Below are 24,452 nucleotides of genomic sequence, written 5' to 3'. Positions count from 1 at the left end.
AAAGTTTCCTCTCTGGCCGCCGGAGGCATCCCCCTTCTTCTCTTTAGCCACAGGACGTACGCATGACCCGCAAAAGCGCCACCCTGGCCCTCGTCTTCACGGCTACGCTCTGGTCGCTGGGCGGCGTGTTCATAAAGAGCGTGGACTGGAACCCCCTGGCCATCGCCGGGGCGCGCTCTGCCATTGCCGCCGTGTTCCTGGCCCTGGCGCTCGGCAAACCCAAAATCCACTTCAGCTGGCCCTTGATCGGCGCTGCCGTTGCCACCGCCGCCACCATGCTGCTGTTCGTGTCCGCCACGCGCCTGACAACGGCAGCCAACGCCGTGGTGCTCCAGTACCTGGCCCCCATCCATGTGGCGCTGCTGGCTCCCCGGTTCCTGGGCGAACCCACGCGCCGCAGCGACTGGGCCGCGCTGGCCCTGGCCGTGGTGGGCATGACGCTGTTCTTCTGGGACGACGTGTCTCCGGACGGCCAATTGGGCATCCTGCTGGCCCTGGCCTCGAGCGTCACCTTCGCGGGCATCCCCCTGTGCCTGCGCCGCCTCGGCGACCGGGGCGGCCAGACCGAGGCGGTGCTGCTGGGAAACGCGATTCTGGCCGTGGGCTGCCTGCCCTTCTACTTCCAGGGGCCGTTCCCCAACATGGCGGGCGTAGGCGGCCTCTTGGCCCTGGGCATCGTGCAGACGGGCCTTGCCTACTTCATCTACACCAAGGCCATCCGCCACGTGCGCGCCCTGGAGGGCATGCTCATCCCGGTGATCGAGCCCATCTTCAACCCGGTGTGGGTGTTTTTGTTCATCGGCGAGAAGCCCTCTGGCATGGCCATGATTGGCGGCATCATCGTGCTGGGGGCAGCCACCATGCAGGGCGTGCTGGCCGCGAGGGGCAGATGAGCCTGACTACCATCAAGCTGTTCGTCACGGCGGTCATCTGGGGCGGCACGTTCATCGCGGGGCGCATGCTGGGCGGCGAGATCGCGCCCTTTTCGGCCTCGTTCCTGCGCTTCGTGGCAGCCAACATCTTTCTGGTGGGCTTTTTCCTGTGGAAAGAAGGCACACTGCCCCGCCTGGACGCCAGGATGCTCCTGCTCCTGTGCGGCCTGGGGGCCACGGGCGTGTTTCTGTACAACGTGTTCTTCCTGTGGGGCCTGACCTACGTTCCTGCCGGACGCGCGGCCATCATCGTGGCCGGGAACCCGGTGTTCATCGCGCTTCTGTCCTTCGTGTTCTTCCGGGAACCGCTCACGCGCAACAAGATGGCGGGAGTAGTGCTGTGCCTCACGGGCGCGGCCCTGGTCATCGGGCACGGCAACCCGCTGGGGCTGTTCACGGGCGCTGTGAGCCTTGGCGATCTGGCCATTGTGGGGGCCATGTTCTCCTGGGTGTCCTATTCGCTCCTGGGCAAGCAGGTGATGGGCAAGCTCACGCCGCTGGCAGCAGTGACCTGCTCCTGCGTGGTGGGCATGTTCATGCTGTTGCCGCCCGCGTTGAACGAGGGGCTGATGCAGCAGGCGGCGCGTTTGTCCGCCACTGGCTGGGCGGCCATCGCCTATCTGGGAGTGCTTGGCACGGGCGTGGGCTTCGTGTGGTTCTACCAGGGCATCCGGGAGATCGGCGCGTCCAGGGCGGCGGTGTTCATCAATTTCGTGCCGGTTTCCGCCGCCACGATGGGGGTGCTGTTCCTGGGCGAGCAGGTGGACGCCTCGCTGCTGGCTGGCGGCGCGCTGGTGCTGTGCGGCGTGGCGTTGACCAACAACCTTGGCAGGCCGGTCCGCCCGGCGAAGTAATCAGCCCCACTTGCCTGACGGCGTCCGGATGGTTAGCTACACATCCAGACGGCACGAATCAGGAGCAGGCATGATCCCTCCCCAGGCCTTAATTTCCCGGTGGTCTGCGCGGCCCATGGCGTTGAGCCTGGTCCTGGTTGTCGTGTTCGCGACTCCTGCCCTCGCCCAGAAGATCACCGTACCCGATTCCAGCGCACGCGAGATCATCACCCAGAAGCCCGGCTCCTCCGCTGCCGGAGTGAAGGGTTTGCAGCCCGCACAAAAGAACCAGACGCCGGGCAAATCCGAGAAGATCAACCTGAAGCCCGAGGTCCGGCCCGCAGTGGAGGCCGTCACGCCCCAGGATTCCATCGGGCGCGAGCCCAAGACCTTCGAGCGCTCCTCTCCCGGGCTGGCCGCCACGCTGTACCCCGGCAAGGACACCGAAATCACCGGCGTCTTCAACATGCCCGGTTCGCAAGGCGGCTCCGTGAGGCCCTACAGCCAGTCCGGCGGCCACAACAACACGCCCGCCCCGTCCGCCGGGGTACTGCTCAAGCGCAGCTTCTGACGCGCCCCTCGCATGGCCCCGGCCCGCACGGGCCATGTCCGACAGCACGCTTCGCAAAGCCACAGCGCTTCGCCGTAAACGTGCGAGGCCTTGTCCCGGCGCGCCTCGACGCTGCTTCCTGCTGCACCGCTCCAGCGTATGTCCCGGCACTTCCCGATCCCTGCGGGGCGCGGAGGTCTCAGGCGTCACGCCATCCCAACTGCAAAGGTTCCTGCCGATTGTGCTTTCTTTCGCCGCGTGTTGACGCTAGAACGTCCCGTCATGTTCGCAGGTTACGCCCTCGTGGCCGCTGCCGCCCTGCTCTGGGGGTTCATCGGTCCGCTCTCCAAATTCGCCTTCCAGGCCGGGATGTCCCCGCTGGAGGTGGCTTTCTGGCGCGCCATGATGGCCTGGGTGCTCTACGCGGTCCACGCCTGGCGGCTTAGCAGGATGAAGGTGGACGCCTGCGACCTGCCCTGGGTGGCCGGTTTCGGCGTGGTGTGCATCTTCGGCCTGTTCGCCAGCTACGTGCTGGCCGTGCGCGCAGGCGGGGCCGCCCTGGCCTCGGTGCTCCTGTACACGGCTCCGGCCTGGGTGGCGCTTCTGGCCTGGAAGATCCTCAAGGAGCGCCTGACTCCCGTGACCGTCGCCGCCGTGGCCGTGACCATCCTCGGCGTGGCCGGGGTCAGCCTGGGAGACGGTGCGAACGGGGCAGCCGGGGCTGGCGGCTCCATGAACCTCGCGGCCATCGCACTTGGACTTCTGTCCGGCATCACCTACGCGCTCTATTACATCTTCGGCAAAGCCTTCCTGAACCGCTACGCCACGCCCACGGTGTTCCTGTACGCCTTGCCCGTGGGCGGGGCCTGCATGCTGCCCTTCTTCAGCTTCGAACCGCATCCGCTTTCGGCCTGGGCGGCCTGCGTGGCTCTTGCGGTGTGCTGCACATACGGGGCATACTCGCTTTACTACGCGGGCTTGAGGCGCATCGAGGCCAGCCGCGCCGCCGTGATCGCCACGCTCGAGCCGGTGGTGTCCGCCCTGCTGGCTTTTTCGTTCTTCGGAGAGCGCTTCACGGCGCTCGGGTACGCCGGTTCCGCCCTGATCCTGACCGCCGTCATCATGACCATCGTCGCGGCCAGGCGCTGAGACACAAGGAGGTCCAGTCCATGTACGTCGCCCATCCGGTCCCGCTGGAGCTGCGCATCCTGGACGCCGCCCCCGCGCCGACGCCCTCGGCTGCCGCGCTGGACACGGTCCACGCCACCTGGGAGAGCGAAAAACTCGCGCGCCCGAACCTCTTCAACGGCACAATTTTCAGCCTGGACCGCATCGAATCCGGCGAGGCTCACGGATTTCTGGCCGACTATTCCTGGTACGTGGCCCAGCAGCGCCGCCCGGAACTTTTCGCGGAGCTTCGCGTGCGCTCCCTGGCCGTGAGCGGGCTGGTGGTGGCAGGCGGGCACATGCTCTTCGGGCGGCGCAAGGCGTCGCTGGCCATCGAGGGCGGCCTGTGGGAACCGGCCCCCTCCGGAACCATCCCGGGCGAGCTGCGCGAGCCGGACGGGTCGCTCTCCTGGCGCAAGGTCTTCCTGGATGAGCTGCGTGGGGAACTGGGCCTGAACCTGGGCTGCGACCTGAACACGGCTGGCGCGTCTCGGCTGCTGCGCCCCTTCGCGCTCATCGAGAACACCGCCACCAACATCTGGGAGCTGGGCGTGGCCCTGGAGATGGACCTGGACCACCGCGAGGTGCTGGGCGCCTGGGCCGCCACTCCCGCGCCGGAGCACAACGAGATGGCCGCCGTGCCGCTGGAGGACGTGCCGCGTTTCTACAAGGAACGGCTGGCCGACAACGACCTGGTCGGCGTGTGCGGCATGCTCCTGGCGCAATACGGAGTCATCCCCGAGCCCTGAACCGCACGCCCTGGTCTGCTTTTTGCTTAAAATCGCGCGAATCTTCATGGAGGAAGAATCGTGCAGTACACCTACCTGATCATCGGGGCCGGACCCACCGGCCTTGGCGCAGCCCGCCGCCTGACGGAACTCGGCATCCACGACTTCGCGGTGCTGGAAGCCAACGACTATCCGGGCGGCCTGGCCGCCAGCTTCAAGGACGCGCAGGGCTTCACCTGGGACGTGGGCGGCCACGTGGTCTTCTCCCATTACGACTACTTCGACCGCATGCTGGAAGAGGCCCTGGGCGGCGAGTATCTGGAGCATCAGCGCGAGGCCTGGGTGCGCATCGCCAAATCCTGGACGCCCTACCCCTTCCAGAACAACATCCGCTACCTCCCGCGCGAGATGGCCTGGGACTGCGTCCGGGGGCTCCTGCCCGGCGCGCGCCCCGAGGGCGGCATCGGCACGGAGGGCTTCACGCCCGCCCATTTCCGCGAGTGGATCGAGCATATCTTCGGCGCCGGCATCGCCAGGCACTTCATGCTGCCCTACAATTTCAAGGTCTGGGCCACCCCGCCCGAGCGCATGAGCTACAAGTGGATCGGCGAGCGCGTCAGCGTGGTCGACCTGGAGAAGGTGCTCAAGAACATCCTCCTGGGCCTGGACGACGTGTCCTGGGGGCCCAACAACTTGTTCAAATTCCCCCTGACCGGCGGAACCGGCGAGATTTACCGCCGCGTGGCCGCAAAGCTAGGCGACCGCGTTCGCTACAAGCGCAGCGTGGTGTCCATTGAACCGCAGAAGAAGGAAGTCACCTGCGACACCGGCGAGCGCTTCGGCTACCAGAAGCTCCTGTTCACCGGCCCGCTGGACATCCTGGCCACCAAGCTGCTCACAGACGCGCCAGATTCGGTGCGCCAGGGCGCAGGCGGCCTGGAGCACAGCGGCGGCTACATCGGCGGCGTGGGCGTGGAAGGGGCCAAGACGGATTCGCGCTGCTGGATGTACTTCCCGGAGTCGGACAATCCCTTTTACCGGGTCACCAACTTCCATCACTATTCGCCCAACAACACCCCGGACCCAGACGGCATGACGGTGCGCAAGCGCGCCTACATGACCGAGGTCAGCTTCTCGGAGCACAAGCCGGAACCCGAATCGCACCTGGACAGCGTGGTCGACGGTCTTGTAAACGTGTCGCTCATGTCCGAAAAGGACCGGGACGCCGTCGTCTCCACCTGGGAGATGCGCCTCGACTACTCCTACCCCATCCCCACCCTGGGCCGCGACGCGGCGCTCGGGGCGATCCAGCCCTGGCTGGAATCACAGGGCATCTTCAGCCGGGGGCGCTTCGGGGGCTGGAAGTACGAGGTGAGCAACATGGACCACTCCGTCATGCAGGGCGTGGAGTGGGCCGAGCGCATGGTCACCGGCAAGGCTGAAACAACGTACGCCCTTTAAGGATTCACGTGACCGACGCACCCTTCACCGCCGACGTGTACGCCGAGCGGCGCGAAAAGCTGCGCGCGCGCCTGCGCGAGGCGGGACGCACCGCACTTCTGGTATCCCATGCGGCCAACCGCTACTACCTGAGCGGCTTTGAACTGCACGACTCCCAATGCAACGAGTCCTCCGGGATGCTGCTCATCAGCACCACCGGACGCGACAAGCTGCTCACCGACCCCCGCTTCCTGGACGCCGCCCGCAGGCTGTGGCCGGAAGAGGACATCTTCATCTATTCCGGCCAGAAGAACGCCCAGGTGCGAGAATATCTGGCCAAGATCCATCCCGGCCCCCTGGCCTTCGAGAGCCGCGCCATGAGCGTGGACACCTGCGAGCAGCTTCGCGAGACGCTCACGCTGAACGCCTCCCACGGTCTGGTTGAAGGGCTTCGACGCATCAAGGAGCCCGAAGAGATCGCCCGCATGGACCGCTCCTGCGCCCTGAACGAGAAGGTGATGCTGGCCGCGCCGGACATCCTGCTCCCAGGACGCAGCGAGGGCGAGGCCGCCTGGCGGCTGGAGCAGCTCTTCCGCGACCTGGGAGCCTCGGAGCTGGCCTTCTCGCCCATCGTGGCCGTGAACTCCAACGCCGCGCTGCCCCACGCCGAGCCCGGCCGCGACCAGATCACCGAGGAGTGCATGGTGCTGGTGGACATGGGCGCGCGCCTGGGGGATTACAACTCCGACCAGACCCGCACCTTCTGGGTGGGCAACCGCCCCCCCGACCACTTCCGCAAGGCCCTGGAATTGACCCAGATGGCCCAGGCCAAGGCCATCGCCGCCATCCGGCCGGGTCTGCCCATCTCCGAGACCTACCGCACCGCGCGGGGCTATTTTGAGGAGTTCGGCGTGGAGAAGGCCTTCACCCACGCCCTGGGCCACGGCATCGGCCTGGAAACCCACGAGGCCCCCAGCCTCTCCCCCATCGCCGAGGGGGTGCTCGAGCCGGGCATGGTCATCACCGTGGAGCCCGGCCTGTACTACCCCGAGTGGGGCGGCATCCGCTGGGAGCACATGGTGGTGGTCACCGAAGACGGCTGCCGGATTCTGGGGCAGGACGGAGCCTAGCTCCGCGCGCAGGCACGGATTTGAACCAACACGGGGCCGTGGCTTGGGCGTGCGCTCAAGCCGCGGCCCTGACTTCATTCCAGCCGGACAGGTTTACTGCCGGTAACCACAGTACAAGGACACGAAGCGAAATGCCCTGCGAACCCCGCCCGCGCAAACGCAAGACCCCCTACCGCGCCCCCCGATGGTCGTCGCGGGTCTACGTGAAGCTCGAGCAGCGCCACATCGCGCTCTTCAAGTTCCTGCTGGAGGCCCACGGGCATCTGGGGCTCATGAGCGTGGCGGACCGTCACGCCGCCATCCTGAAAGTGAGCTATTCGCCCGACTGCCAACGCGAGATGCGCGAATTCCTGGACGAGGCCCGCGAGGCCCTGCCCCTGGAAGTGGTGGCCCTGCCCTAGCGTATCGGGGTAAGAAAGCCTCCGGCAGCCAAAGGGCTTCGCCCTTGTGGAATCCCTTATGGGTTCTGCTGGCTCGCAGCCGTGTCGCCCTGGCGCTCACAGGGCAGGTATCCGAACCGTTTCGATTCAAGAAAGAGGCTGACCGTCAGCCTCTTTTTCTATGTCTGGTGAGCCGCTGCATCGACTAACAAAAAAGTCACTTGACCATCTTCCGTGAGGTTTCTTAAACACTTGTTTAAGAGTACTCCATCCACCGCATCCCGTTGAGGAGGGTCGTATGCCCCGCGCCACGCTCTGCTGCCTGAGCCTGTTGGTCCTCACATGTCTTTTTGCGCCGACCCCGGCCAGCGCGATCAGCCCTCGCGCCCAGGAACTTCGAACCGCAAGCGGCCTCACTCCCTACACGCCTCCCGACGCCTTCCTGGCCGGGTTCTTCCTGGCGGACGAGATGGAACCCTGTTTCCTGTTCGGCTCCGTGAAGGACTTCGCCGCCTCCCTCAAGTGCCCCACGGCCTGGCTCATCGAGGAGGGCGAAAAAGCCCGCATCGCCAAGCCCCAGAAGCCGGACACACCCCTGGAATACACGCTCTATCTTGAAGTCGACTGCCCGGACGCCCCGGGCGGGGTGGCCTATTACGTGTTCGTGGACCAGTCCGCCATGACCCCAAAGCAGTGGATCGAGTGGCGCAAGCAGTTCCACAAGAACAAGGCCGAGGGCGAATACGGAGCCACCCGCGACCGCCTGGAAAAGGCCGTCACCGAGGGAATGAAGGTCGGCGGCGAGCTGCGCTTCATCATGAAGAACGGCGAACTCACAGGCGGAAAACCCCCCGAAGAGGTCCTGCGCCAGGACATGGCCTTTGCGCCGTGTTATGACCTGAAGCAGGGCGCGAAGATATCCAAGTAGCGAAGCGCTCGGCCTTGCGCGCAGGACGGGCAGCGTAGGCCGATTTGCATGCAGGCTTCAGGAGCGATTCCGCCATAGTTTGGAAAACGAGCGAATACCCGGAGAGGATGCCGTACTTTCCATGAGCCAGACGACACGTCAGATCCAGGGCCAGACCCTGGTCCAGCCTTTGGGCCAGAACTTGGGCCAGCCCCCCGGCCAAAGCCCGAGCCAGACCCTGGGCCAAGACTGGGGCCAAACGTCGGGCAGTCTCGCGGCTCACGCCGGGGAGCTGGGGAATACCAGCGCCGGACGGCCTGCCTCGTTGCAGCAGGGGCATCAGGGGCAGCCGGAGCGGCCTGGACGTCCGAAACGCTCCGGCAGGCGACCGGGGCCGGGCGAGCGTCTGGCCGGGTACGCCGTGCTTTCCGTGCTGGCCGTGCTGACGGTCTGGCTGTTTGTGCGCCAGGCCCAGTTCAATCCGGCGGTGGTCGTGGCCATGAACCACCCCAAGGGTGCGGCCAAGCTTGTCTCCCGGCAGCAGGGCGACGTGGCCTCGCTGACAGCGACCTTCCTGGAGGCGCTGGGCGACGCCGCCGCGCTTTCACCGGTGGAGAGCTACAACGCCGAGACGCTCTCGGACAAAATCGACGGCAAGGCCGAGCTGTATCTGGCTTCGGGCTTCCAGGAGATGTCCAACCGGGCGTTCTCGGCTGGCGACGCAGCCGGGGCGCGCGTGGACGTGTACCTCTACGCCATGGAGTCCCCCAAGGACGCCTTCGCCGTGTTCAGCGGCCAGCGCCGCCAGGGGGCGGACCAGCTGTCGCTCACGGCCAACGCCTACGCCACCGACAACGCCATTTTCCTCACCAAGGACCGCTTCTACCTGGAGTTTATCGGGGACCAGGCCTCGCCCCAGCTGCGCCCGGCCCTGGAATCCATGGCCAAGGCCCTGCTGGCTGCCCTGCCATCGGAGGACAGCCAGGGTTCCGGCGCAGACACGGACCTCTTCCCACCCGAAGGGTTGAAGAAGGACGCCGTGCGCTTGGCAGTGTCCGACGCGCTGGGGCTGGAAGGATTCCAGAACGTGTACACCGCCGAATACGTCCTGCCCCAGGGCGAGGCCGCAGCCTTCCTGGCCGTGCGCGCCACTCCTGAAGAGGCTGCCGCCCAGGCCAAGGCGTATATCGATTTCCTGGCCGCCAACGGGTTCAAGCCCGCGCCTGTGCAAAGCCTGCCCGGAGTGACCATCATGGCCATGGACACCCTGGTGCAGGTGGTCATGTCCAAGGGCCGCGCGCTGGCCGGGGTGCACGACGCGGCAAACACGGAAGCGGCGCTGGCCTTGGCTGCGGCGATGTCGCGTTCCCTTGATTCCGCCCAGGAGGCGTCCAAGCCGTGAGCAGCGAGACCAAGCCAGACCATACCCCTGACCGCAACTCCGAAATGGACCGCCGCGACTTCCTCAAGCGCGTAGCCGCCGCCTCGGCCATCGCCGTGGGCACAGGCGGGCTGGGGCTTGCCTTCCTGGACCGGGCCGGACCGCCGCCCGTGCCGGAGAGTAAAGTGCTGCCCGGCCTGGGGGACTTCTCCATCAAGGACCTCCCGGCGGGCACACCCCGCATGGCCGTGGTGCGCGGCAACGACCGCGCCGCCATGTTCGGGCAGGGCGTGCGGGCGCTGGGCGGCATGGAGGCCTTCATCAGGAAGGGCGACCACGTGCTCATAAAGGTCAATGCCGCATTCTCCTCGCCCGCCGCGCTGGGGGCCACCACCCACCCGGACCTGCTGGCCGCCGTTGCCGCCGCCTGCATGAAGGCCGGAGCGGCCAAAGTCTCCGTGACCGACAACCCCATCAACAACCCGGAGAGCTGCTTCGCCATCTCCGGGCTGTCCGAGGCCGCCCGGAGCGCCGGAGCCTCGCTCATCCTCCCGCGCGCCGGGCTGTTCGCTCCGGTGACGCTCCCAGGCGCGCACCTCCTGCGCGACTGGCCCGTGCTGGCCGGAGCCTTCACCGGGGTCACCAAATTGATCGCCCTGGCCCCGGTCAAGGACCATGCCCGCGCCGGGGCCTCGATGCTGCTGAAAAACATGTACGGGCTGCTTGGCGGCAGGCGAAACGTGTTTCACCAGGACATCAGCGCCATCATCACCGAGCTCTCCGTGCTGACCCGCCCCACGCTCTCGGTGCTGGACGGCACCATGGCCATGATGTCCAACGGCCCCACGGGCGGCTCCCTCTCGGACCTCAAGGCCACGGCCACCATGATCGTCACCACCGACCCCGTGGCCGCCGACGCGCTGGGGGCCGAGCTTCTGGGCCGCACCCTGGACGACATCCCCTACATCCGCATGGCCCAGGCCGCCGGGGCGGGAACCGCCGACTACAAATCCCTCAACCCCGCGTATCTGGACGCGGGAGCCTGAGAGGGGCCTCACCCGCCATGCGCATCGTCACTGTCCGGCGCATAAGCCAGGGCTTCTTCCTGGCGCTGTTCCTCTGGTTGTGCGTGGCGGCCACCGTGGGGCCTCAGTGGTGGCAGCTGCGCGGCTGGCCCATCAACTGGTTTCTCGGCCTGGACCCGCTCACCGCCCTGACCACCCTTCTGGCCACCGGGACGCTCTATGCGCCGCTGGCCTGGGCGCTGGCCACGGTGGCCCTCACGGCGCTTTTGGGTCGGGCCTTCTGCGGCTTCGTCTGCCCGCTGGGAGCGCTGAACCAGCTGACGGGCTGGCTGTCCCGACGCGGGGCAAAACCCCTGGAGCGCGCCCGCGACAACGCCCATCATCGGCTCCAGGGCCTGAAATACGTCATCCTGGCCTTCTTCCTGGCCTGCGCCGCGCTGGGCTCGGTGCAGACCGGGCTTCTGGACCCGCTGCCGCTCCTGCACCGCTCCGTGAACCTGACCATCCTGCCCGTGCTGGACGCCCGGACCACGGTGCTGAGCGACGAGCCGCGCGCCTACGAGTCCGCCTGGACCCTGGGCGCGGTGCTGCTGGCGGTGATCGGGCTGAATCTCGTCCGCCCGCGCTTCTTCTGCCGCTTTCTCTGCCCGTTGGGGGCGATGCTTGGCCTGGTGGGACGCTTCGCGCCCTGGCGCGTGGTCAAGGCCGATCAAGGCCGCTGCGGCGACTGCCGCCTGTGCGAGCAGTACTGCGAGGGAGCCTGCCGCCCCTCGGGGGAGCTGGTGCACAGCGAGTGCGTCATGTGCATGAACTGCCTGAGCCAGTGCCCCAGCGGACGCATGGGCTTCGCGGCCCGCCCGTCCGCCGCCGGGGAGCAGCCGGTCACGGACATCTCCCGGCGCGGAGCCATCGTGGCCGTGGCAGCCGGGGCGCTCACCGTTCCCTTGTGGCGGGTGGGGGCGCTGGCCGACACCGGGCGCAGCGCGCTGCTGATACGGCCCCCCGGATCATTGGACGAGGAGCGTTTCCTGAGCCGATGCATCCGCTGCGGCCAGTGCATGCGGGTGTGCCCTTCCAACATCATCCAGCCCTCGCTCTTCGAGTCCGGCGTGCAGGGGCTGTGGACGCCCTCGCTCAACTTCCGCACCGGGCGCTCCGGCTGCCAGGTGAACTGCATCGCCTGCGGGCAGGCCTGCCCCACGGCGGCCATCCGCCCCTTGAGCCTGGAGGAGAAGCATGGCGCGGGCGAATACGCCAAGCTCGGCCCGGTGCGCCTGGGCACGGCCTTCGTGGACCGCTCTCGCTGCCTGCCCTGGGTCATGGACCGCCCCTGCATCGTCTGCCAGGAGCTCTGCCCCGTGAGCCCCAAGGCCATCCACACCCGCACCGTGTTCGAGCCGGTGCGCGGCGGCACGGCCTCGGTTGCCCGTCTCCAGGGGGACGCGCTTGATCTGGCCACGCAGCCGCCCGTGGGCCTGAACCTTGGCAGCGGGGACTACGCGGTGCGGCCTCTTTCCAGGCCGGACGCCATCCCCCGGCGCATCCTGGCCCAGGCGGGCTCGCGCCTGACGCTGGACAGGCCGCCGCAGAACTGGCCGGGGCTAACGCGCGGAGAACGGGCGGAGATCGTGGTGCGCCTGCAGCGGCCCTACGTGGACCCGGCCCGCTGCATCGGCTGCGGCATGTGCGAACACGAATGCCCGGTGTCCGGGCTTCGGGCCATACGCGTATACAGCGAGAACGAATCCCGATCCACCAAAGGACGGATGCTCATCGAGCAACGGAGGACCGAGGCATGAAAGACAAAAATACCGAGTCAGGACTCTCCCGCAGGGATTTTCTCAAGACCGCGAGCCTCACCGGACTTGCGGCCACCGTCGCCCCGGCAGCGGCCCTGGCCGCCACGCAGCCGACTGCAAGCCAGGCATCCGGCCTGACCGCCATCCCCAAGCGCAAGCTCGGCAAGACCGGCGTGGACGTCTCCGTGCTGGGCCTTGGCGGCATGTTCGACACCATCAACAACCAGCTGCTGCTCAAGCAAGCCCACGCCTGGGGCGTCACCTACTGGGACACCGCCGAGGCCTACGGCAACGGCTTGTCCGAGGAGGGCTACGGCCGCTACTTCGGCCGCAACCCCGAGGCGCGCAAGGACATCTTCCTGGTGTCCAAGTTCACCCACAGGCAAGGCTCCGGCGACAACTTCTCCGGCGGCAAAGCCGGTTCCGTAGACAACACCGCCAAGCTCGACGCAGCGCTTAAGCGCCTGCAAACCAGCTACCTTGACCTGTTCTTCATCCACGCCATCGGCAGCGTGGACGAGATGAAGCCCTACAAAGAGTGGGCCGCCGAGATGAAGAAGGCCGGAAAGATCAAATTCTTCGGCTTCAGCACCCACACCAACATGGAAGACTGCATGCTGGCTGCGGCCAAGCTGGACTGGATCGACGCCGTCATGGTCACCTACAACTACCGGCTGATGCAGACCCCCAAGATGAAGCAGGCCCTGGCCGACTGCGTCAAGGCGGGCATCGGCGTGGTGGCCATGAAGACCCAGGGCGGCGGTCCGGTGAAGACCGACACCCCGGAGGAGCTGACCCTGGCCGGACGCTTCCTGGAGCGGGGCTTCACCGACAAGCAGGCCAAGCTCAAGGCCGTGTGGGACAATCCTGAAATCGCCAGCATCTGCTCCCAGATGCCCAACCTGACCATCCTCTCGGCCAACGTGGCCTGCGCCCGCGACAAGACAACGCTTGCCCGCGAGGACGTGGACGTGTTCACCCGGCTGGCCGAGTGCACCAAGGGCGACTACTGCGCCGGATGCGGCAGCATCTGCCAGGGCGCGGTGGGCGGGCTGGTGCCGGTGAACGACGTGATGCGCTGCCTGATGTACTACCGCGACTACGCCGAGCCGGAGCTGGCCCGCGAGGTGTTCGCCGCGCTGCCCGAGGAAACCCGCTTGAGGCTTCTGGACGTGGACTACTCCCAGGCGGAGAAAGCCTGCCCGCAGGGGCTGGCAATCGCGCAGCTGATGCGCGAGGCGAGCACGCTTCTGGCGTAAGGCCGGGGGCGGGGCGGCTGTCCACTGATAATGCCGGCAACATGCGTAACATTCCAATGTTGTCTGGCACATGAGGTGAAGGGAACGTGGCGGCTCCAGACACAGAACGGGCGGTAAGGATTACTTTCATGAAACATGAACATTCGTTCATGAAACTTCTTGCCGCTAGGCTTCGGCTTGGCTAAGATGCCGGAAAACCTTTCGATAGGAGTCTATCGCCATGAAGAAGCTGCTTGCAACCGCCCTGGTCCTTGCCATGTCCCTTTCCGCCGGAGCCGCTTTCGCCGCCAAGGCCAAAGCCCCCAAGGCTGCCCCCAAGTGGGAATGCTCCGTGGGCGACAAGAAAGTCATGACCGCCACCACCAATGACTGCATGAAGATGGGCGGAATCGTCATGAACTACCCCGCTCCCGGCAAGGAAGCCCCCAAGGCCGCCAAGAAGAAATAAGTATTTCTTCCGGTTTGTTTGAATCGGCGGGAGCAGTCCGTGCTCCCGCCGATTTTTTTGGCCTTGCTTGGTCGGCGCATCCCTCGTTGCGGCTTACGCCCGGCGGCACGCCTCTCGTTGACACCGGCGCTGCAAAGAGGCATTTTCATACTACGCTGGAATCATCACCCCCATGGAGGCTCTCTATGATGCGCCGCTTTCCCCTGGCTTCGGCCCTCGCCCTGATGGCAACCTTGCTTTCCTGTTCTCTGGCATTCGCCCAGGGAGGCAGACCCAACGACCTGTCGGAAATGCACGCCGGGTTTCGCGGCATTAACTGGGGACAGAGCATAAGCGACATCCAGGGCAGGGGCATCCAGTTCGGAGGCTTCGAAGCGTCCGGCTCGGCCATCAATGTCCCGGTACAGGGCGGAACGGCCATGAACGTGAACAACATCCCCGTTAAGATGAGCTTCACCTTCATCGACAAGAAATTCGGCGGGATCGTGATCGTTCCCGCTGACGAGAGCAAGGCCAAGGACCTCACCGCGTTCTTCATCCAGCAGTTCGGCGCGCCGGTGTTCATGGACCAGGTGAGCCAGCGCAACGCCTGGCAGGACGACAAGATCACCATCATCATGCGCGAGACCAACAAGGTCATCACCTTCATCATCATGAACAACGACATCTTCAAGAAGGCCAACCTGCCCGTGGAGGACTACGTGGCCAAGGGCAAGCCCCTGACCTCGCCCAAGCCCGGCGGCATTTAAGGGATCAGGATGCGAGTCCTATTGCCCGGACTGAGCCGGTGGGTGGGTGGTTCGTAAGGCTGGAGGACGGGGAAAGTTTGCACGGAGCCTGATCTTTTGGGGCGGGAGCATCGGATTGCTCCCGCCTTCTCATTTGGACGGCCTTCACAGGCAGTCGGGCGTGCCCTCAAAGAGACGGCGGCCCCCGCAGGGCGACCGATTTCCCTGCGAGGGCCGCCATTCGACCGGGAGATATCTTGCCGGACGCTCCGCCGCGATGGCGGAGCGTCCGGTTATTCATTCGTTATTTCAGCTGGTCGGCCAGGAGTTCCACGGTGTGCTTCACGTTCACCCTGGCGCCGTCCTTGTCGAAGCCGCCCTTGATCTGCATGACGCAGCCGGGGCAGTCCATGGCCACGGTCTGGGCGCCCGAAGCCTTGATGTTGCCGAGCTTGCGGGTGAGGATGGGCTTGGAGATCTCCGGGAACTTCAGGGAGTAGGACCCGCCCATGCCGCAGCACATGTCGCACTCGAACATCTCTTCGATCTGGTAGCCAGCCTGGGTCAACAGCTCCCTGGGCTCATTCTCGGCGTGCAGGGTGCGCTTCAGGTGGCAGGAGTCGTGGTAGGTGATGGTGCCCAGGCTCTGGCCTTCCTTGAAGCTCAGCTTGCCCTCGTCCACCAGCTGCTTCACCAGGGTGGAGAAGTCCACGGTCTTGGTGGCCAGGCGGCGGGCCTTGGGCAGCATGTCGCGCCTGCCCACGCTCTCGTAGACCTCGATGAACTCGTGCTTCAGGGCGCAGGTGCAGGTGGGGCAGGCGGAGACAACGTAGTCCACCTCTTCCGACAGCAGGGCCTTGATGTTGTCCGTGGCGTTGTCGGCGGCCACTTCATAGGCGCCGTTGTAGCGCGCAGGCGCGCCGCAGCAGGTCTGATCCTTGGGGAAGGTGACGTTGTATCCGGCCTTGTTCAGGATCTTGACCAGCTTCACGCCCATCTCGGGGTAGGCGAAGTCGATCAGGCAGCCGCCGTAGAAGGCGATCTTCTTCTGGAGAACGGGCTGCTGGATGGTGTCGAACACGTCGCGGAAGGGCTTGTCCGCGATGGCGGGCAGGCTCCTGAACTCGGAGAGCTCGGACAGGAACATGGGCAGGTGGCGGATGAAGCCGTCCTTGGCCACCAGTCCCTGCACCTTGGAGGCGGCGCGCAGCATGCCGTGGAAGATCTTGCGGTTGTTGACCACCGAGAAGATGGTCTTCTGGACCACGCCCTGCCCCTGCTCCTGGGTCAGCCTGCGGCGGATCTCCAGGATGAGGGCCGGGATGTCGATCTGGCCGGGGCAGACCTGCTTGCAGTTGCCGCACTGGATGCACAGGCTCTGGATTTCCTCGCTGCGCTTGAGCTCGTCGAACCAGGCGGTGAGGATGGTGCCGATGCCGCCGGTGTAGACCTTGCCGAACACGTGGCCGCCCACCAGACGGTAGACCGGGCAGACGTTCAGGCAGGAGGCGCAGCGGATGCACTGCAGGGCCTGCTTGAAGATGGGGTCGGCCGCCATCTCGGAGCGCTTGTTGTCCATGAGGATGATGTGCATCTCCTTCATGGAGCCGTCGTCGTTGGGGGTGGGGCCGGTGATCAGGCTCACGTAGCTGGTGAGCTGCTGGCTGGTTGCGCTCTTGGGCAGGGCCACCAGGATGGGGGCGGCGTCGGCCCAGTTGGGCACCAGCTTCTCAAGGCCCACCACGGCCACGTGGATCTTGGGCAGGGTGGTGGTCAGGCGGGCGTTGCCCTCGTTGGTCACCAGGGCGATGGTGCCGGTCTCGGCGATGGCCATGTTGCCGCCGGTGATGCCCATGTCGGCCTGGAGGAACTTGGTGCGCAACTCCTTGCGGGCCACCTTGACCAGCTTGGGGATGTCGTTGGACAGGCGCTCGTCAATTTCCTTGCTGAACAGGTCGGCCACCTCGTCGCGGGTCATGTGGATGGCGGGCATGACCATGTGCGAGGGGGTCTGTCCGGCCAGCTGGATGATCCATTCGCCAAGGTCCGTCTCGTTCACCTGAATGCCCTGCTTGATCAGGTGGTCGTTCAGGTGGATCTCCTCGGTGGCCATGGACTTGGACTTCACGATGCGCTTGACGCCCTTCTCGCGGCAGAGATTGGCGATGTACTCCTTGACCTGCTGGGGGGAGTTGGCGCGGAACACCTTGGCGCCGCGCGCGGTGGCGGCCTTGGTGAACTGCTCGGCCAGCTCGTCCATGTGTTCGGCGGCGTAGCCCTTGATGGCGGCGACGCGTCCGCGCAGCTGTTCGAAGTCGATGCCTGCGTAGGCGTTCTTGCGGGCCACGGCGTAGGCTTCGGAGAAGCGGCCGAGCGCGCCGGTCAGGTTGGCGTTTTTAAGCGCCTTGTCTACCGATTCCTTAAATTCAGTGCTGGCCATTAGTTCGCCCCTCCCAGGTCGTCGATGCAGACAATGATCAGTCTCTCAGGGCCGTGGACGCCGATGGTGAGCACGCGCTCGATGTCAGCGGTGCGGCTCGGCCCGGTGATGAGGGCCAGATAGGCGCAGTCCTTGGGGTGCACGGTCTCCAGAAGCGCGGGCATGTCGGGCAGGATGTTGGCCGTGCCCACGATGGCCACGTGAATCCAGGACAGCGAGGACGCCAGGCGCTCGGCGGCGGCGGTTGAGTTCTGGGCCACGGTGCCCGTGTTGGCCAGGCCCCACTGCATCTGGGTGACGCCGATGTGGGACTGCTCGGCCAGGTCGCGGGTGACGTTGAACTTCAGGCCGGGAAATTCCTTGGCCATCTCGTCCTTATCGACGCCTTCCAGGATGGGGCAGTCGGTCCAGACGGCGTACTTCTTGGGCTCGTCCGCGATGCCTTCGGTACGGAAGGTTTCCTTGATGAAGGCCAGCCCTTCGCTCTTGGTGGCGAAGCGGTGAACCTCGGCGCTGACGGCCTCGGCCTTTGCTTTGAAGAGATCAAACATGTTCGGTCCTCCAGGGTGGGGGGCGTCCGGTCGGTCCGCCCGTTTCCAGCGCGGCTCCAATGGTGGCGCGCCGCCTTGCAGACTCTGCTACGCCTTCCGGCAAAAAAAAGGAAAAAAAAATTCAACCAGCCGGATTCGGCCCTGAATGGCATGTTTTCGCGGTTGAAACGCGATTGCGGACCGCACTGGTCAAGAAAGCAAATATAAAACTTTAATTCCAGCACGTTAAATTATCGCGCAAAGTCAAATGGCGCGATTTTGCACCTCGTCGCGCCGCTATTTGCGCACTGGAGCGAGGCTTTCAGCCACGTTTTCCGGTGTGCGGCCCATGAGCCGCACCCGGCGGGGAGGCCTGCGCGTGCAAGGAGCAGGAGCGCCCTATCGTCTCACACAGGAAACAGGACGCTTGCCGTATGGAGCCCGCCCTGGTCTCCCAAACGCTCCAAAGGCCGCATCAATCGCCGAAGTTGAAGCTGAAACCTGAAATGGACAAGGTAAAGCCATTGTTGGTGGTGGTGTTCACCGAGGACGCGCTGCCCTGAAGCGCCGTGACCGGTTGCAGGGCGCTCAGGTTGTTCTGGACGCTGGTCTGGAGGCCCGCCCAATCCTGGCCGGAAGTCCCGGACGCAAGCGGCGAGAGGATGTTCTGGATGGACGAGGAGAAGCTCGGGGCCAGGTTCAGGTTCTGCTGGGAAAAGAGCTGCGACAGCGACGGCGTGCTGCCGGACGTGCCACTGGACACGGCGCTGGCCAGCGTGCCGAAGAGCGACTCGAACAGGCTGCCCAGCGATCCCGTGTTCGCCTGGGTTGAAGAGAGGTCCAGCGTGCTGGAGCCCGGATTGAACAGCGAGGACACGAACCCGGACAGGCTGCTGGATGTGGAGGACGCCCCGCTGCCGATGGCAATGCTGGGCGCGGACACGCCGGAGACATTGTTCAGTCCGCCAAGGGAGATACCACCCAGTAAGCCAAGCGCGTCCTGGATTGATTCGTCGCTCAGGGACAGGCTCCCCGATTGGGCGCGGGCCTGAACGCCTGAGAAGCACAGCATGGCCAGAACGGCCAGGACATAGATCAGACGCGGCATGACGGCACCTCCAGCGATTCGGGATAAACACGAGCCGCCTGCAAGGAACGTCCTGCCGACGACTTCTGCATGCCATACCAAGCGGATGCGTACCTGACAACAATCAGGACGGATTTCCGGCCCTTCTCATCACCCGCGCGCTTACTTGTTTCGCCGATGCACGGTACCGTCCCCGAACAGGACGTCGTACACGTCCGTGTCGCCGGGGCGCGAATCATAACACTGTGCAGCGGTCACGGCGCGCCCTGCGTCCAGCAGCGCGCTCACGGTGACGAACCGATAGCCCTTGGCGCGCAGGGCCGGGACGATCAGCCGCAGAGCGTCCGCCGTGGCGTAGCCGAATCCGTTGGCATGCCCCAGCACGATGGAGCCGGGCTTTACGCCGCGCTCCACGTCCCTGGCCACGGTCTGGGCGGTGCGCGTCTTGGCGGCGTCCATCATGTTCACATCCCATTGCACGGCGGCGATGCCCATCCCGGCCAGCAGTTCCAGGGCCTCGGCCCGGCAGCGCCCGTAGGGGAAGCGGAACACCCGGATGCTGGCAGGCGACGCCGCAGCCAATTCCGGCAACCCGCGTTTCGCGGCCAGCTGCACCATGGCCTCGCGGGTCAGCTCGTACTGCGCCTGGGTCCAGGCGATCTGCTCGCGCATGCGCTCAGGAGAGAGCACCCCGAAGTTGCCGTGGGTCCAGGCGTGGCTGCCCACCTCGAACAGTGGGTCAGCCAGAAGCTGCATGGAGCGCTCCGGATGCGAGCGCAGCCACTTGCCGCTGGCGAAGAACGTGGCGGGAACGCCCTCGGCGCGCAGGTAGTCGACTATTGCGCCGTCATAGCCTGCGCGCTGGTCCGAGAGCTCGCACAGGTCGAAGGTCAGGGCCACCAGCTTCTCGCCGCCCGTGTCCACGCGGCGGATGGAGCCGCGCCTCTCTGGCGGGAGAGGAGCCAACGCCGCCAGGGGGGCTGTACGGTCGGGAGGGGTCAGGTCCGGCGCGGTGAGGCGTCCGGCCTTGCGTTCCTCCGGGGTGGCGGCCAGCTCAGCCGGGCTCCACAGGCTCGCCGAAAAGGCGCGAACAGGCAGAAAGCCCGTCAGGCCCAGGACGAAAATCAGCAAGGAAGCGGTGAATATGCGGCGCATGGTGTCTCCAGCGGGTGATCTACTCTTGTGGAGCGGCAGGAGCAAGCATGCGCAGGGACGCCATGCCCCGCTCGAAACGAAGACGGCAGCCTACCCTGCGCCCACGAGTGGTCATGCGACCATCGAGGCCTGGAAAGACTGCCGCCGGTTCGATTCATTGCGCCGGTTCAAGGCGGCGCGCCATGCAACTACCTGGGGATGATGAAGAGGCTCCCCGCATAGACGAACACACCCAGTATGGCCACATAGACTATGCAGTACTTGAGCGTCTGGTTCAGGATCTTGCCCTCGGACCCCACGAGTCCGGTGGCTGCGGTGGCAACGGCGATGCTCTGGGGCGAGATCATCTTGCCGCCCGTGGCCCCGGCAGTGTTGGCGGCCGCCAGCCAGTAGGGGTCGACTCCGGTTTTCGAGGCGACCTCCACCTGGAGCTTGCCGAAAAGCACGTTGGCCGAGGTGTCGCTGCCTGTCACGAACGTGCCGAGCGCCCCGATGAGCGGAGAGATCGCCGCAAAATACTGCCCCGTAGCCTTCACCAGGACCACCGCGATGGCGGAGATCATGCCGCTGTAGGCCATGACCTTGGACATGGCCACGATGCACAGGACCGTCAGGGCCGACTTGGACAGTTTCAACACGGTACGCCCGAACACCATGCTGATCTCGCCGAACTTCGCGCCCTGGATCAGGCCGCCGACGATGGTGGCCAGGATGATCAGCGTGCCGGGAGTGGCGATCCATTTGAACACGAACGGCGTCGCGCCCTTGCCCTGGTAGATCATGACCGAAGTCTTGATGTTGGACAGCACGTTGTAGACCGGCTCCACCACGGGGCTGGTCCCCACGATGAACACCAGCACCAGGATGTACGGCAGCCAGGCCAGGACTCCGCTCTTAAGCGAGACCGTCTCATGGGCGGACTTACCGACCTGCTCCTCTTTGTAGAATGTTTTTGCGATGAAGATGGTCACACCCATGCTGCAGATGCTTCCGGCCAGCGCAGGGAGCTCCGCGCCCAAAAATCTGGCCGTCAGCAGTTCCGGAATGGCAAAGGCCGCACCGGAGGCCAACGATATACCGACGACGCCTTTCAGGCCCTTCAGGCTTCTGGTGGTCAGCACCACCAGCAACATGGGGATGATGACGATGAACAGGGTCAGTTGCAGCGCGATCTGGTAACTCAGGATGTTCACGTCCAGGTTGGTGATCTGCGCCAGCGTCAGCACGGGGATGCCGATGGCTCCGAAAGCCGTAGGCACGGTGTTGGCGGTCAGGCAGATGAGCGCCGCGAACAGCGGCTCGCAGCCCAGGGCAGCCAGGATGCTGGCGGGGATGGCCACGGCGGTTCCGTAGCCCGCCACGGCCTCCAGGAAGCCGCCGAACCCCCAGGCCAGGATCAACACCTGGATGCGGCGGTCCGTGGTGATGTTGGAGAGCATGGTTTTGATGGTGTCCATGCTCTTGGTGTACAGTGCCATGTTGTAGGTGAATATGGCAGCCACGATAACTATGACGATGGGCCAGAGTCCCAGCGCCACGCCTTCCAAAGTAGCTGTCAGCACTGCGATGTTGGACATCTTGAAGGCGACGCTGGCCAGGACGATGGTCAGCACAAGGGAGATCATTGCCGTGGTGTGCGCGGGCATCTTCAGGACGCCAAGCGACATCATCAGCCAGACAATGGGCACCAGGGCGATGAGGAACAGGGAATAGACCTTGAACGTATTCTCCCGGTATTCGCCGCAGCCGATCCACAGGGAATCGTTCACCTTGACCACATACGAGGACTTTTCCTGGCCGTCCCAGATGTAATCGTACCACCCCCCGCCACGATTGACGATCTCGATCATGTCCTTGATGATTTCGCGCCCGTCGGCGTCCTTCATATCAAGAAGGTCCTTGCCGACCATGGAGGGGTGGGTGGCCAAGGCCTTGTTCACGCCGTTGAAGTCATACGCGAAAATGTACAGTCCACGATCCACGAAGAGGCCGCCGGGATTGTTGAACTCGGCCAGGGCCTTATCCTTGCCTTTGTCGTGGATGAACTTCAGCGCCTTCTCCACCATGGTGACCGCTTCGTTCTTATAGTCTCCGCAGCCGATCCACAGGGAGTCGTCCACCTTGACAACATACGAGTACTTGTCGTGGCCTTCCCACTTGTATTCGTACCAGCCGCCGCCGCTCTTGGCGATGGCGATCAGGTCCTTGATCATATCCTTGCCGTCGGCGTCCTTCATGTCGATGAGGTTCTTGCCGACCAGCGCGGGGTTTGTGGCCAGGGATTTGTTGACGCCATGGAAGTCGTACGCAAACACGTACAGGCCATCCTTCACGAACTCGCCATCGGGATTGTTGAACTCCGCGAGGGCCTTTTCCTTGCCGTATTTCTGAATGTACGCCTGAGCCTTCTCCACCATGGCGACTGCCTGGCGGGCATTCTCCGGCGCTTCGATTATTGATTCCACCGCAAAGGCCTGGGGAACGGCAAAGACTGCCAGGACAAGGATCATCAGTGCAGCCATCGCGAAGCCGTTCGCCATGCACGCCGCCCTCTTCACATTCAGAAGTGAGCCGGTGACGCCTGTCAGAAAATCTGGACCGATACCAATAAAAGAACGCACTCTCACAACGTATTCCTTCTCTGCTGTTCACATTTCATGATGATGGGACAACCAGAATCGACATAAGCTCAAAAGAGCAACGACACTTCAGACCTGCTTCTCGTCACGCTTCAGCAGGAGTCCGGGCAGCACCGCTCCTCGCCCCCTGAAAGCAGGGTTTCAGGAGCACGGCGGCAACGCCAGCGCCATGAACTCGCAATACCTCTGCGCCTCGCTGAGCACGCTCCATGTGCAGGCCGCATTGCGCTGGCGAGCGCGGGATGATGCCAGACTCAAGGGCCTGACCGCGAGCAACCTGCGTGCCAGTCGGCACAAAATTGACAAAATAGTGTAATTTCGAGCAAATACAACAACAACGTCACCTGAACTGATGCTCATGTGAGAAATACGGGTACGGAAAATAAGACAACATGGTGAAAACGGCAGACAAGGTCCAGACAAGTGCTGAATCAGGCAGAATATTTTTCTGCTCCGGCAAAACGGGGCCAGCCGGAATGCAAGTCTTGGAAAACAGACGCCCGTATTGTTTCGTTTGCGTCTACGAGCACTCCAAGAATGACGAACCATTACAACCTCGAATAGTTTGCCAGGCTTCTTACTTCGCGAAGTGCTCAAACCATCAGATCATCTTTTCAGAAAACCGTCCGCCCATGATCGCAATACCGCAAGCATCCGACCGGACTCTCCCATCACGAGCGGCTTGCAATCATACGAAGAGGGAGTGAAACTCATGGGCGTCCACCGCAACCCGCAACACTCTGGAGCCGCCGTGAAGTTTCCCCCGTTTCTCCTGGAGCGTTATTTTGCGCAGCACGAGTTCTCCGTGCCACACCTGCTGTGCGTTTCCGACTGCCAGACCATGACCGCAGGCGAACTGCTGGACCTGGAACCCGGCTCGCGCGAGGCCCTCGAGCGCCTGCCCCTGGGCTACACCGAAGCCCCCGGCGGGGCCGGGCTGCGCGCCGAAATTTCAGGCCTGTACGAGAACCTGCCGCCGGACAACGTGCTGGTCCACGTGGGCGCGGAGGAGGCCATCTTCACCTTCGCCACGGCCTGCCTGGAACCCGGCGACGAGGTGATCGTCCACACGCCCTGCTACCAGTCGCTGCACCAGATCGCCGCGAGCAGGGGCTGCACTGTGATTCCCTGGGTGGCCCGCCCGGAAAACGGCTGGGCTCCCGACACGGACGAACTGGCCCGGCTGGTGACGCCGCGCACCAAGGCCATCGTGGTCAACTCGCCCCACAACCCCACGGGCTTCTGCCTGGACCGCGCCGCCATGGAGCGTATCGTGGCCGTTGCCGCCCGCCAGGGCTGCCTGCTCTTTTCCGACGAGGTGTACCGTTTCCTGGAGTACGGCGTGGACGAACCGCCGCGCCCGGCCTGCGACCTGTACGAACGGGCCGTGTCCCTTGGCGTGATGTCCAAATCGCTGGGGCTGGCCGGGCTTCGCGTGGGCTGGGTGGCCAGCCGCGACAAGGCCGCGCTCTCCGCCATGGCCGCCGTAAAGGACTACACCTCCATCTGCGGCAGTGCGCCCAGCGAGTTCCTGGCCGCGCTGGCCCTTCGCAGGCGCGAGGTCATCCTCGCGCGCCAGTACGCCCTGACCACCGCCAACCTGGAGCTGCTGGAAGCGTTCATGTCCCGCCACGCCCACCTGTTCGACTGGGTGCGCCCCTCGGGCGGCCCCATAGCCTTCCCGAGGCTGGCCTCCGGGCAGGACGCCGAGCCCTTCTGCGCCGAGGTGCTTTCCGGCTCCGGCGTGTTGCTGCTGCCCGGCAGGCTCTACGGGGACGCCTGGAAAGCCCACATGCGCCTGGGGTTCGGTCGCGCGGACTTCGCGCAAGGGCTGGGCGCACTGGAGGATTTTCTTAAGAAGGGCGCAGTCTGACCTGGGAAATTGCGCCCTTTT

General features: G+C 64.9%; 21 protein-coding genes. 16 read left to right on the top strand and 5 right to left on the bottom strand.

Going from position 1 to position 24,452, the window contains the following annotated elements:
* Positions 1-62: 62 nt before the first annotated feature.
* From G453_RS0102435 to G453_RS0102365, 15 genes are all read left to right on the top strand, one after another.
* Positions 63-893 carry a DMT family transporter gene (locus G453_RS0102435; protein WP_027189763.1) on the top strand — a complete coding sequence of 277 codons (831 nt, stop codon included), beginning with the start codon at positions 63-65 and terminating at the stop codon, positions 891-893.
* Positions 890-1,786, top strand: a complete 897-nt coding sequence (locus tag G453_RS0102430; RefSeq protein ID WP_043643963.1) for a DMT family transporter — start codon at positions 890-892, stop codon at positions 1,784-1,786. The genes G453_RS0102435 and G453_RS0102430 overlap by 4 nt, the downstream gene beginning before the upstream one ends.
* 70 nt (positions 1,787-1,856) lie before the next feature.
* The gene (locus G453_RS0102425) at positions 1,857-2,336 is read left to right on the top strand and encodes a hypothetical protein (RefSeq protein ID WP_027189761.1); all 480 of its coding nucleotides are present in this window, start codon (positions 1,857-1,859) and stop codon (positions 2,334-2,336) included.
* A 261-nt stretch (positions 2,337-2,597) separates the two neighbouring features.
* Positions 2,598-3,464, top strand: coding sequence for a DMT family transporter (locus G453_RS0102420; protein WP_027189760.1), 867 nt, complete (start codon positions 2,598-2,600; stop codon positions 3,462-3,464).
* 20 nt (positions 3,465-3,484) lie between these two features.
* Positions 3,485-4,231 carry a hypothetical protein gene (locus G453_RS0102415; RefSeq protein ID WP_027189759.1) on the top strand — a complete coding sequence of 249 codons (747 nt, stop codon included), beginning with the start codon at positions 3,485-3,487 and terminating at the stop codon, positions 4,229-4,231.
* Between the two features lie 60 nt (positions 4,232-4,291).
* Complete coding sequence (locus G453_RS0102410; protein WP_027189758.1) at positions 4,292-5,671, top strand: protoporphyrinogen/coproporphyrinogen oxidase; 1,380 nt, start codon at positions 4,292-4,294, stop codon at positions 5,669-5,671.
* 8 nt (positions 5,672-5,679) lie between these two features.
* Complete coding sequence (locus tag G453_RS0102405; protein ID WP_205620042.1) at positions 5,680-6,780, top strand: M24 family metallopeptidase; 1,101 nt, start codon at positions 5,680-5,682, stop codon at positions 6,778-6,780.
* Positions 6,781-6,911: 131 nt separating this feature from the next.
* Positions 6,912-7,181: a DUF4911 domain-containing protein gene (locus G453_RS0102400; RefSeq protein ID WP_027189756.1), complete on the top strand. Its 270-nt coding sequence runs from the start codon at positions 6,912-6,914 to the stop codon at positions 7,179-7,181.
* A gap of 277 nt (positions 7,182-7,458) precedes the next feature.
* Positions 7,459-8,088, top strand: coding sequence for a hypothetical protein (locus G453_RS0102395; RefSeq protein WP_027189755.1), 630 nt, complete (start codon positions 7,459-7,461; stop codon positions 8,086-8,088).
* Between the two features lie 121 nt (positions 8,089-8,209).
* Complete coding sequence (locus G453_RS21915; protein ID WP_235731669.1) at positions 8,210-9,469, top strand: DUF6599 family protein; 1,260 nt, start codon at positions 8,210-8,212, stop codon at positions 9,467-9,469.
* Entirely contained in the window at positions 9,466-10,494 is a 1,029-nt protein-coding gene (locus tag G453_RS0102385; protein ID WP_043643961.1) for a DUF362 domain-containing protein, read from the top strand. The genes G453_RS21915 and G453_RS0102385 overlap by 4 nt, the downstream gene beginning before the upstream one ends.
* A 17-nt stretch (positions 10,495-10,511) precedes the next feature.
* Positions 10,512-12,272 (top strand): 4Fe-4S binding protein, encoded by a 1,761-nt coding sequence (locus tag G453_RS0102380; protein ID WP_027189753.1) that lies wholly within the window; start codon positions 10,512-10,514, stop codon positions 12,270-12,272.
* The gene (locus tag G453_RS0102375) at positions 12,269-13,531 is read left to right on the top strand and encodes an aldo/keto reductase (protein ID WP_027189752.1); all 1,263 of its coding nucleotides are present in this window, start codon (positions 12,269-12,271) and stop codon (positions 13,529-13,531) included. The genes G453_RS0102380 and G453_RS0102375 overlap by 4 nt, the downstream gene beginning before the upstream one ends.
* A 220-nt stretch (positions 13,532-13,751) precedes the next feature.
* The gene (locus G453_RS0102370) at positions 13,752-13,979 is read left to right on the top strand and encodes a hypothetical protein (RefSeq protein ID WP_027189751.1); all 228 of its coding nucleotides are present in this window, start codon (positions 13,752-13,754) and stop codon (positions 13,977-13,979) included.
* 185 nt (positions 13,980-14,164) lie between these two features.
* On the top strand, positions 14,165-14,728 hold the full coding sequence (locus tag G453_RS0102365; protein WP_027189750.1) for a hypothetical protein: 564 nt from the start codon (positions 14,165-14,167) through the stop codon (positions 14,726-14,728).
* A gap of 283 nt (positions 14,729-15,011) precedes the next feature.
* On the opposite strand, the gene ldhH is transcribed toward G453_RS0102365, so the two are convergent.
* The 5 genes from ldhH to G453_RS29090 all read right to left on the bottom strand — a co-directional run bounded on the left by ldhH (position 15,012) and on the right by G453_RS29090 (position 22,459).
* Entirely contained in the window at positions 15,012-17,147 is a 2,136-nt protein-coding gene (ldhH, locus tag G453_RS0102360) for an L-lactate dehydrogenase (quinone) large subunit LdhH (RefSeq protein WP_027189749.1), read from the bottom strand.
* A complete protein-coding gene (locus G453_RS0102355) occupies positions 17,147-17,698 on the bottom strand; it encodes a LutC/YkgG family protein (RefSeq protein WP_027189748.1) in 552 nt (183 codons plus the stop codon). Before G453_RS0102355 ends, ldhH begins: the two co-directional genes overlap by 1 nt.
* 454 nt (positions 17,699-18,152) lie before the next feature.
* Positions 18,153-18,785 carry a hypothetical protein gene (locus G453_RS0102350; RefSeq protein WP_027189747.1) on the bottom strand — a complete coding sequence of 211 codons (633 nt, stop codon included), beginning with the start codon at positions 18,783-18,785 and terminating at the stop codon, positions 18,153-18,155.
* 141 nt (positions 18,786-18,926) lie between these two features.
* Entirely contained in the window at positions 18,927-19,919 is a 993-nt protein-coding gene (locus G453_RS0102345; RefSeq protein WP_051271468.1) for a polysaccharide deacetylase family protein, read from the bottom strand.
* A 188-nt stretch (positions 19,920-20,107) separates the two neighbouring features.
* Positions 20,108-22,459, bottom strand: coding sequence for a lactate permease LctP family transporter (locus tag G453_RS29090; protein ID WP_084502049.1), 2,352 nt, complete (start codon positions 22,457-22,459; stop codon positions 20,108-20,110).
* Between the two features lie 811 nt (positions 22,460-23,270).
* Here G453_RS29090 and G453_RS0102330 point away from each other — a divergent pair.
* The gene (locus tag G453_RS0102330; RefSeq protein ID WP_235731668.1) at positions 23,271-24,431 is read left to right on the top strand and encodes an aminotransferase class I/II-fold pyridoxal phosphate-dependent enzyme; all 1,161 of its coding nucleotides are present in this window, start codon (positions 23,271-23,273) and stop codon (positions 24,429-24,431) included.
* The last annotated feature ends 21 nt before the right edge of the window (positions 24,432-24,452 follow it).

The sequence above is a fragment of the Fundidesulfovibrio putealis DSM 16056 genome (assembly GCF_000429325.1).
Taxonomy (GTDB): Bacteria; Desulfobacterota; Desulfovibrionia; order Desulfovibrionales; family Desulfovibrionaceae; genus Fundidesulfovibrio; species Fundidesulfovibrio putealis.
Note: the sequence above shows the minus strand (reverse complement) of the source record. Positions and strands in the feature narration are given on the sequence as shown.